The sequence below is a fragment of the Paraburkholderia sp. BR10141 genome (genome assembly GCF_056155635.1).
On record NZ_JBMIQH010000018.1, the window covers coordinates 172,404 to 180,668 of the forward strand.

8 protein-coding genes are annotated in these 8,265 nt (G+C 64.7%); 4 read left to right on the forward strand and 4 right to left on the reverse strand.

The annotated features are described in order from the left end of the window. Positions 1 to 332 precede the first annotated feature (332 nt). On the forward strand, positions 333 to 1,640 hold the full coding sequence (gene aceA / locus ACOJB8_RS24270; RefSeq protein WP_342945852.1) for an isocitrate lyase: 1,308 nt from the start codon (positions 333 to 335) through the stop codon (positions 1,638 to 1,640). A gap of 244 nt (positions 1,641 to 1,884) precedes the next feature. Here the strand turns inward: aceA and ACOJB8_RS24275 are convergent, their stop codons facing one another. Further along, the gene (locus ACOJB8_RS24275; RefSeq protein WP_069265593.1) at positions 1,885 to 2,319 is read right to left on the reverse strand and encodes a universal stress protein; all 435 of its coding nucleotides are present in this window, start codon (positions 2,317 to 2,319) and stop codon (positions 1,885 to 1,887) included. 192 nt (positions 2,320 to 2,511) lie between these two features. Further along, the gene (locus ACOJB8_RS24280) at positions 2,512 to 3,414 is read right to left on the reverse strand and encodes a LysR family transcriptional regulator (protein WP_342945853.1); all 903 of its coding nucleotides are present in this window, start codon (positions 3,412 to 3,414) and stop codon (positions 2,512 to 2,514) included. 165 nt (positions 3,415 to 3,579) lie between these two features. On the opposite strand from ACOJB8_RS24280, the gene ACOJB8_RS24285 reads away from it, so the two are divergent. Next, positions 3,580 to 4,353: a haloacid dehalogenase type II gene (locus ACOJB8_RS24285; RefSeq protein WP_475014734.1), complete on the forward strand. Its 774-nt coding sequence runs from the start codon at positions 3,580 to 3,582 to the stop codon at positions 4,351 to 4,353. Between the two features lie 68 nt (positions 4,354 to 4,421). Next, a complete protein-coding gene (gene aceB, locus ACOJB8_RS24290) occupies positions 4,422 to 6,014 on the forward strand; it encodes a malate synthase A (protein WP_342945854.1) in 1,593 nt (530 codons plus the stop codon). Between the two features lie 94 nt (positions 6,015 to 6,108). Here the strand turns inward: aceB and ACOJB8_RS24295 are convergent, their stop codons facing one another. Beyond that, positions 6,109 to 6,516, reverse strand: a complete 408-nt coding sequence (locus ACOJB8_RS24295) for a gamma-glutamylcyclotransferase family protein (RefSeq protein WP_069265589.1) — start codon at positions 6,514 to 6,516, stop codon at positions 6,109 to 6,111. Positions 6,517 to 6,669: 153 nt separating this feature from the next. Here ACOJB8_RS24295 and ACOJB8_RS24300 point away from each other — a divergent pair, with 153 nt between their 5' ends. Then, positions 6,670 to 7,563, forward strand: a complete 894-nt coding sequence (locus ACOJB8_RS24300) for an AraC family transcriptional regulator (protein WP_475014736.1) — start codon at positions 6,670 to 6,672, stop codon at positions 7,561 to 7,563. Between the two features lie 18 nt (positions 7,564 to 7,581). Here ACOJB8_RS24300 and ACOJB8_RS24305 read toward each other — a convergent pair whose 3' ends face one another. Further along, entirely contained in the window at positions 7,582 to 8,046 is a 465-nt protein-coding gene (locus ACOJB8_RS24305) for a GNAT family N-acetyltransferase (RefSeq protein ID WP_028204095.1), read from the reverse strand. Between the last annotated feature and the right edge of the window lie 219 nt (positions 8,047 to 8,265).

The window sequence follows — 8,265 nt, forward strand, 5'->3', positions numbered from 1 at the left end:
CCGGTCTTTTTTATCTCCGCGTAGATTTCACGATGTGAAAAATTTTTTTGCTTCGTAAAAAATCGTGCTGCGTGGCACAAAGAGACCCATTGCAAGATGGAAAATTGCGTTTCACATCACAAAACAAATTGAATAACACATTGATTTTGTTTAAATAAAAAACCTTCAAAAAGCCCATTGCCCGCCTGTTGCCCGTCGAACGATTTGCCTAGACTCTTATATAAGAGTTCGCGAAACGAAACACCAGAACACCGGCGCTTGCGTTCCGCGATTCAGCGGTTCAGCAGTTTCGTTTCAGCGATCCCCTTATCAGGCAAACGAAGGAGCCCACCATGTCGACTCGTCAACAGCAAGCTCAGCAACTCCAACAGCAATGGGAAACCGATCCGCGCTGGAAGGGCATCAAGCGCAACTACACGGCGGAAGACGTGGTGCGCCTGCGCGGCTCGCTCCAGCCGGAGCACACGCTCGCGAAGCACGGCGCCGAAAAGCTCTGGAAAGGCGTGAACACCGAGCCGTTCATCAACGCACTGGGCGCGCTCACGGGCAACCAGGCCATGCAGCAAGTGAAGGCCGGTCTCAAGGCGATCTATCTCTCGGGCTGGCAGGTCGCGGGCGACGCCAACCTCGCCGGCGAAATGTACCCGGACCAGTCGCTCTACCCGGCCAACTCGGTGCCGCAGGTGGTCAAGCGCATCAACAACACGCTCACGCGCGCCGACCAGATCCAGTGGTCCGAAGGCAAGAACCCCGGCGACGAAGGCTACGTGGATTACTTCCAGCCGATCGTGGCCGACGCGGAAGCCGGCTTCGGCGGCGTGCTCAACGCGTTCGAACTGATGAAGGCGATGATCGAAGCGGGCGCCGCGGGCGTGCACTTCGAAGACCAGCTCGCCTCGGTGAAGAAGTGCGGCCACATGGGCGGCAAGGTGCTCGTGCCGACGCGCGAGAACGTCGCCAAGCTCACGGCCGCGCGTCTGGCCGCCGACGTCTGCGGCGTGCCGACCGTGCTGCTCGCCCGCACCGACGCGGAAGCCGCCGACCTCGTGACCTCGGACATCGACGATAACGACCGCCCGTTCCTCACCGGCGAGCGCACCGTCGAAGGCTTCTTCCGCACGAAGAACGGCCTCGAGCAGGCCATCTCGCGCGGTCTCGCCTACGCGCCGTACGCCGACATGATCTGGTGCGAAACGGGCAAGCCGGATCTGGAGTTCGCGAAGAAGTTCGCGGAAGCGATCCACAAGCAGTTCCCGGGCAAGCTGCTCTCGTACAACTGCTCGCCGTCGTTCAACTGGAAGAAGAACCTCGACGACGCGACGATCGCCCGCTTCCAGCGCGAGCTGGGCGCCATGGGCTACAAATTCCAGTTCATCACGCTCGCGGGCTTCCACTCGCTCAACTACTCGATGTTCAACCTCGCGCACGGCTACGCACGCCAGAACATGAGCGCGTTCGTGGAACTCCAGCAGGCGGAGTTCGCCGCCGCCGAGAAGGGCTTCACCGCCGTGAAGCATCAGCGCGAAGTGGGCACCGGCTACTTCGACGCCGTGACGCAGACGGTCGAGCGCGAAGCGTCGACCACGGCGCTGCACGGCTCGACGGAAGACGAACAGTTCTTCGACAAGAAGGTGGCGTAAGACCACCGGCAGCAACGGCGGCGCCAGCCGCCGCGCTCGAACAGGCGGCCGGCACGCGTACCTTGGCGGGGCGCGCCGGCCGCCTGGCGACGCGGCACGAGCGCATGCCGCAGGGCGTTCAGGGAGGAAGCGGTAGAGGACACCGGCCGCGCGTGCTGGACAGAATCCGGCCCGTGGCTCGCTCAGCCAACGCAGCGGGCGAGCATGGCCTCGTGCTTCATCGCGAAACCTGGAAAAGCGCCAGCTAGCGATAAACGATCACCGGAATCTTCGTATGCGTAAGCACGCGCTGCGTCTCGCTGCCGATCAGCAGGCTGCCCAGCCCGCGACGCCCGTGCGAGGCCATGAAGATGACATCGCAGCCGCCCGCTTCGGCGGCTTCGATGATGCCGAGATACGGCGAGGGATGCACGCTCGTGCGGCTGTCGCAGACCACGCCCGCGCTACGCGCCGCCGCCTCGATTTCGTCCAGATGCACTCGCGCCTCTCGCTCACTGCGCGTCTGGAAGTCCCCGGGCGGTTCGATCACCACGTCGGCGTAAGGCGAGTACGGATATTGCGGCAGGCATGCGTAGGCCGTGACGCGCGCGCCCACTGTGCGCGCGAGATCGATCGCGCCGTTGATCGCTTTCTTCGACAGTTCCGAGCCGTCCGTCGGAACGAGGATGTGCTTGAACATGGCGCCCTCCGTGGTCTATCGGATTACGGGCAAGGCTAGAATCAAAGTCAAGGTTCGAAACGGGGGGCAAAGACTCAGCAGGCGTCTCGCGCGGGCGAGCGCCTGGGCCCTCAGGGTCGATTGTAGTGCGCGATAAATCGCTGCAAGCCATGCGTGCGGGTCATCCCGGATATCGGAAACGCGCACTGCGCCCTATCCCCAGTAACCGGGTTGACCGTAGGTATGCTTGAGATAGTCGAGAAAGAGGCGCACACGCAGCGGCAGATGGCGGCGCTGCGGAAACACGGCGTGAATGCCGATGGGCGGCGCGGCGAATGCGTCGAGCACGCTCACGAGCCGGCCCGCCGCGATGTCCTCGCCGACTTCCCACCACGAGCGCCATGCCAGACCGTGGCCCGCGAGACACCACTCATGCAGCACGGCACCGTCCGAGCATTCCATCGTGCCCGCCACGCGGATCGACACCACTTTGCCGTCCTGCTGGAACGCCCAGCCGCGCTGCTGGTTCAGGCTCGCGCCGAAAGCGAGACAGTTATGGCGCGCGAGGTCGGCGGGCGTTTCGGGCTCGCCGCGGCGCGACAGATACGCGGGCGCCGCCACGCACACGCGGCGGTTCTCGCCGAGCTTGAGCGACACGAGAGACGAATCGGGCAATTCGCCGAGGCGCACGGCGCAGTCGAAGCCTTCGTTGACGAGATCGACGAGCCGGTCCGAAAGATCGAGCGCGATGCTCACGTCCGGATGCGCAGCCGTGAAATCGGGCACGAGCGGCGCGACATGGCGACGCCCAAAACCAGCCGGCGCGGACACGCGCAGGTGCCCGCTCGCCTTCACGCCGCCCTCGGACACACTCGCCTCGGCGTTCTGCATGTCGTGAATGATGCGCTGGCAGTCCTCGAGAAACGCCGATCCTTCGAACGTGAGCGTAATGCGCCGCGTGGTGCGCACGAGCAGTTTCACGCCGAGGCGCTCTTCCAGCGCATCGATGCGCCGGCCGATGATGGCGGGCGCCACGCCCTCGGCCTGGGCGGCGGCGGAAAGGCTGCCCTTGGCGGCCACGGTGGCGAAAGTCTCGATCTGTTTGAAGCGGTCCATCGGTGGATGCTGCGCGCACTGGGCGACAGAAACAGTGGAAAAGAGAACGCAGGTCGACAGATTAGGTGGGTAAAAGTAAAAGATCAAGTGATCAATCCCGCCTTTTTCAGTGATACGACTCATGAATACAATCGACCTCGACCTCTGAAGATGGAGTGCAAGGCTATGTCGGCCACAACGACACCCTCAACGACACGATTTCCCAAGGCAGTTGTTTTCGACGCGTACGGCACGCTTTTCGACGTGCATTCGGTCGTCGCTGCCGCCGAGCAGATGTTCCCCGGCCAGGGCGAGGCGCTCTCGCAGCTGTGGCGCCTGAAGCAGATCGAGTACACGCAGTTGCGCACGCTCTCCGACCCGGCCGGCGCGCGCTATCGCCCGTTCTGGGACATCACGCTCGACGCCCTGCGCTACGCCGCGCGCCGCCTGAACCTGTCGCTCACGGGCGCGGGCGAAAAGCGTCTCATGGACGAATACGCCTGCCTGTCGGCTTTCCCCGACGTGCTGCCCGTGCTGCGCCGCCTGCGTGAGCCACGCGAAGACGGCACGCGCATGGGCCTGGCGATCCTCTCGAATGGCAACCCGCAGATGCTCGACATCGCGGTGAAGAGCGCCGGCATGAGCGGCCTCTTCGACCACGTGCTGTCGGTCGATGCCGTGCGCGCCTACAAGCCGGCCGCCGCCGCGTATTCGCTCGGCACGGCCGCCTTCGACGCCGCGCCACGCGACCTCGTGTTCGTGTCGTCGAACGGCTGGGACGCCGCGGGCGCCGGCTGGTTCGGCTACACCACGTTCTGGATCAATCGCCAGCGCTTGCCCGCCGAAGAGCTCGGCGTGGCGCCGCATGGCACCGGCAGCGGCATGACAGAACTCGCCGCCTTTCTCGAAACCGCTGCGCCCGAGCGGCAAAGCCGCCCTCGCCCCAGCCCGGGCGCGTGACAGACACGCCGCTCGCCGCAGCCACAACAACCACACATTCACAATCTGACCGACCAAGGAGCAAGCAAATGGCGAACACGTTGCAACTGCCGCAAGGCATGCAGATCACGGCTGACATCCGGCCCGGCTTCGAAACGATCCTCACGCCCGAAGCGCTCGAACTCGTCGCGAAGCTGCACCGCGCATTCGAGCCGCGCCGCCAGGAACTGCTGAAGGCACGCGTCGAGCGCACCAAGCGCCTCGACGCCGGCGAGCGCCCCGACTTTCTTGCCGACACGAAATCGATCCGCGAAGGCGACTGGAAGATCGCGGCGCTGCCGAAGGATCTCGAATGCCGCCGCGTGGAAATCACGGGCCCGGTCGAGCGCAAGATGATCATCAACGCGCTGAACTCGGGCGCGGACTCGTACATGACTGACTTCGAGGACTCGAACGCGCCGAACTGGGAAAACCAGATCGTCGGCCAGCTCAACCTGAAGGACGCAGTGCGCCGCACGATTTCGCTCGAACAGAACGGCAAGACCTACCAGCTCAACGACAAGACCGCCACGCTGATCGTGCGTCCGCGCGGCTGGCACCTCGACGAGAAGCACGTGACGGTGGACGGTCAGCGTGTGTCGGGCGGCATCTTCGACTTCGCGCTCTATCTCTTCCACAACGCGAAGGAACTGATTTCGCGCGGCAGCGGCCCGTACTTCTATCTGCCGAAGATGGAAAGCCACCTCGAAGCGCGTCTGTGGAACGACATCTTCGTCGCGGCGCAGGAAGGTGTGGGCATCCCGCGCGGCACGATCCGCGCGACGGTGCTGGTCGAGACGATCCTCGCCGCGTTCGAGATGGACGAGATCCTCTATGAACTGCGCGAGCACAGCTCGGGGCTGAACGCCGGCCGCTGGGACTACATCTTCTCGGCGATCAAGAAGTTCAAGAACGACAAGGACTTCTGTCTTGCCGACCGCGCGCAGATCACGATGACCGTGCCGTTCATGCGCGCCTACGCGCTCGAACTGCTCAAGACCTGCCATAAGCGCAACGCACCGGCGATCGGCGGCATGAGCGCGCTCATCCCGATCAAGAACGACGCAGCCGCCAACGACAAGGCCATGGGCGGCGTGCGTTCGGACAAGGCGCGTGACGCGACCGATGGCTACGACGGCGGCTGGGTTGCGCACCCGGGCCTCGTGCCCATCGCGATGGAAGAGTTCGTGAAGGTGCTCGGCGACAAGCCGAACCAGATCGGCAAGCAGCGCGCGGACGTGAACGTCACGGGCAAGGATCTGCTCGACTTCCGTCCGGAAGCGCCGATCACCGAGACGGGCCTGCGCAACAACATCAACGTGGGCATCCACTACCTCGGCTCGTGGCTCGCGGGCAATGGCTGCGTGCCGATCCACAACCTGATGGAAGACGCCGCGACCGCCGAAATCTCGCGCTCGCAGGTGTGGCAGTGGATCCGCTCGCCCAAGGGCAAGCTCGAAGACGGCCGCAAGGTCACGGCCGAACTCGTGCGCGAACTGATCCCGCAGGAGCTGGACAAGGTGAAGGCGTCGGTCGGCGGCGACACGAAGCCGTACGAGCGCGCAGCGCAGATCTTCGAACAGATGTCGACGTCGGAAAACTTCGTCGAGTTCCTGACGCTGCCGCTGTACGAAGAGATCTAATCGTTCGGTACGTCTAACGAATCGCCGACGAATAAGGCCCGGCGGGTGTGAGCCCGCCGGGCCTTGGTGTTTTCACGCGCCGCGTCTTGAGTTGTCAGCGCCCGCGCCGATGCGCGACCCAGTCGCCGCCTGCGATCTCGGGGCGTCCGGCAATGGCGGCCGACGCGACCGGATAGTAGAGGCAAGCGATGCGTTCGCCCTGCACCTCGATATCCACTTCCTGCGAAACGAACAGGTTGTCGACGCCCGGATACACCTGCTCGATTTCGTCGAGCACGGCGAGGAGCGCGTCGTCGATCTCGTAGACGTCGCCGACGACCGTCGATTGCGCATTCGCCGATCCGGCCACCATCCCGGGATAACTGCCGAAGTCGAAGAGCCGGCCGGCGAGCGTGGCGAGACCGAGGTGACGCGGGCGCGCGATCGCGTTGCGATCGGCCGCGAGGTTGATGTCGTTGATCTCGCCCGCGCGCAGCGTGCCGTAGACGAACACGTATTTCATGGCTTTTCTCTCCTTCAGGGCGGCTCGCGCCACACGAGCACGCTGTCGATTCGCCCACATTATGCCCGGCCATAGATGGCGTGCGGTCAAGGCCCTCGAGCGCGAGACGTCTACAATGGGCGCACAGTTGCCAAACCCGTCGCCCTGCCCGTCATGCCCGAGGATCTGCCCCGCTTCGTATCCAGCGATGCACGCAACGATGCGCTGCCGCGCGCCGAACTCGTCGATATCCCGCCCGAGTTCGCGCCGACGCCCACGCATCCGATCCGCGTACGCTCGCGTCCCATGCCGTCGGGTGTGTGCATCGCGCAGCACACGCATGCGTGGGCGCAGCTTGCCTACTCGTCGCGCGGCGTGCTGCGTATGGCGACGCCCGGCACGACGTGGATGGTGCCGCCCTCGCGCGCGATCTGGGTGCCGCCTCACATCACACACGAAGTGGCGATCGTCGAGGACGCGTTCCTGCGCACGCTCTACGTAGACGAATCGGTGATTCCGCCCGGCCTCGACGCGTGTCGCGTGGTCGAAGTCTCAGGCCTGCTGCGCGAGACGATCGCAGCACTCGACGAGCGCGGCATTCCCACCGCGCGTGAGCGCCTGCTCGGCGCGCTGGCGCTCGACGAGATCACGCGCTCGGCGCCGCTGCCGCTCGCCGTGCCGATGCCCGAGGAAAAGCGCCTGCGCGCGTTATGCGAAGCGCTGATCGCCGATCCGGCGGGACCCGGTTCGCTCGAATACTGGGCCGCACACGTGGGCGCGAGCACGCGCACGATCGCGCGGCTCTTCCGGCAGGAACTGGGGGTGAGCTTTTCGCAGTGGCGCCAGCAGGCGATTCTCGCGCGCGCGATCCCGCTGCTCAATCAGGGACGCCCGATGGCCGTCGTGGCGCAGGAACTCGGCTACCGGAGCCAGAGTGCGTTTTCGGCGATGTTTCGCCGCGCCTTCGGCGAGAGCCCGCGCGCCTTCATCGCGCGCGGCACGGGTGACCGCGATGCGGACGAACCGGAAGATTCCGTGGCCGCCGGGCGCGACGACGACACGCGTTAAGTGGGAAAGCGGCCAGGCTCAGACGAGCCGCGTCATATGGCGAATCGAGCCCAGGCGCGCAAGCCTCGGACCCGCCACGCGATAACCCATGCGCAAGTAAAGTCGCGCGGCCGGATTGTCGACGAACACGCGCAGTTGCAGCTCGCGCAGGCCGCGCTCGCGGGCCCACTGGTGCGAGATATCGAGCAGGAACGTGCCGGCGCCATTGCCGCGATACCCCTGGGCGATCTGCACATCGCGAATGTGCAGCGAGTCGCCCTCCTGCGTCACGCGCAGCACGCCAATCGCCTCGCCATCGAGTTCGAGAATGAAGTTTTCCGACTCGCGATAGCTCGCCAGAAAGAGATCGCCGCGCCAGACGAGGTGATGCCGCAGATAGTAGCCACCCATGTTATTGCGCGTGAGCGTCTCCGCGAACTCGAAATCGTCCATGGTGGCGCGGCGCAGCTGAAACGGCGACGGGATGTCGTTCGGTGCGAACATGTCGGCAAGCGAGGAAACCAGGTTTCGACAACGCTACGATAACGCGCGGCCGCCGGCAATCGCAGATTGTCCGTACGGCAAACGAAATGAAGGATGGGGATGGAAGCGCGAGAAACGTCTGTGGAAAAAGAAAAAGCCCGTTGGACGTATCCAACGGGCTTCGTTCTGGCGGAGCGGACGGGACTCGAACCCGCGACCCCCGGCGTGACAGGCCGGTAT

Excerpts from the sequence above, each read along its gene's own strand:
- aceA (WP_342945852.1), top strand. The coding sequence starts at position 333 with ATGTCGACTCGTCAACAGCAAGCTCAGCAACTCCAACAGCAATGGGAA.
- ACOJB8_RS24275 (WP_069265593.1), bottom strand. The coding sequence starts at position 2,319 with ATGTTCAAGCACATCCTCGTTCCGACGGACGGCTCGGAACTGTCGAAG.
- ACOJB8_RS24280 (WP_342945853.1), bottom strand. The coding sequence starts at position 3,414 with ATGGACCGCTTCAAACAGATCGAGACTTTCGCCACCGTGGCCGCCAAG.
- ACOJB8_RS24285 (WP_475014734.1), top strand. The coding sequence starts at position 3,580 with ATGTCGGCCACAACGACACCCTCAACGACACGATTTCCCAAGGCAGTT.
- aceB (WP_342945854.1), top strand. The coding sequence starts at position 4,422 with ATGGCGAACACGTTGCAACTGCCGCAAGGCATGCAGATCACGGCTGAC.
- ACOJB8_RS24295 (WP_069265589.1), bottom strand. The coding sequence starts at position 6,516 with ATGAAATACGTGTTCGTCTACGGCACGCTGCGCGCGGGCGAGATCAAC.
- ACOJB8_RS24300 (WP_475014736.1), top strand. The coding sequence starts at position 6,670 with ATGCCCGAGGATCTGCCCCGCTTCGTATCCAGCGATGCACGCAACGAT.
- ACOJB8_RS24305 (WP_028204095.1), bottom strand. The coding sequence starts at position 8,046 with ATGTTCGCACCGAACGACATCCCGTCGCCGTTTCAGCTGCGCCGCGCC.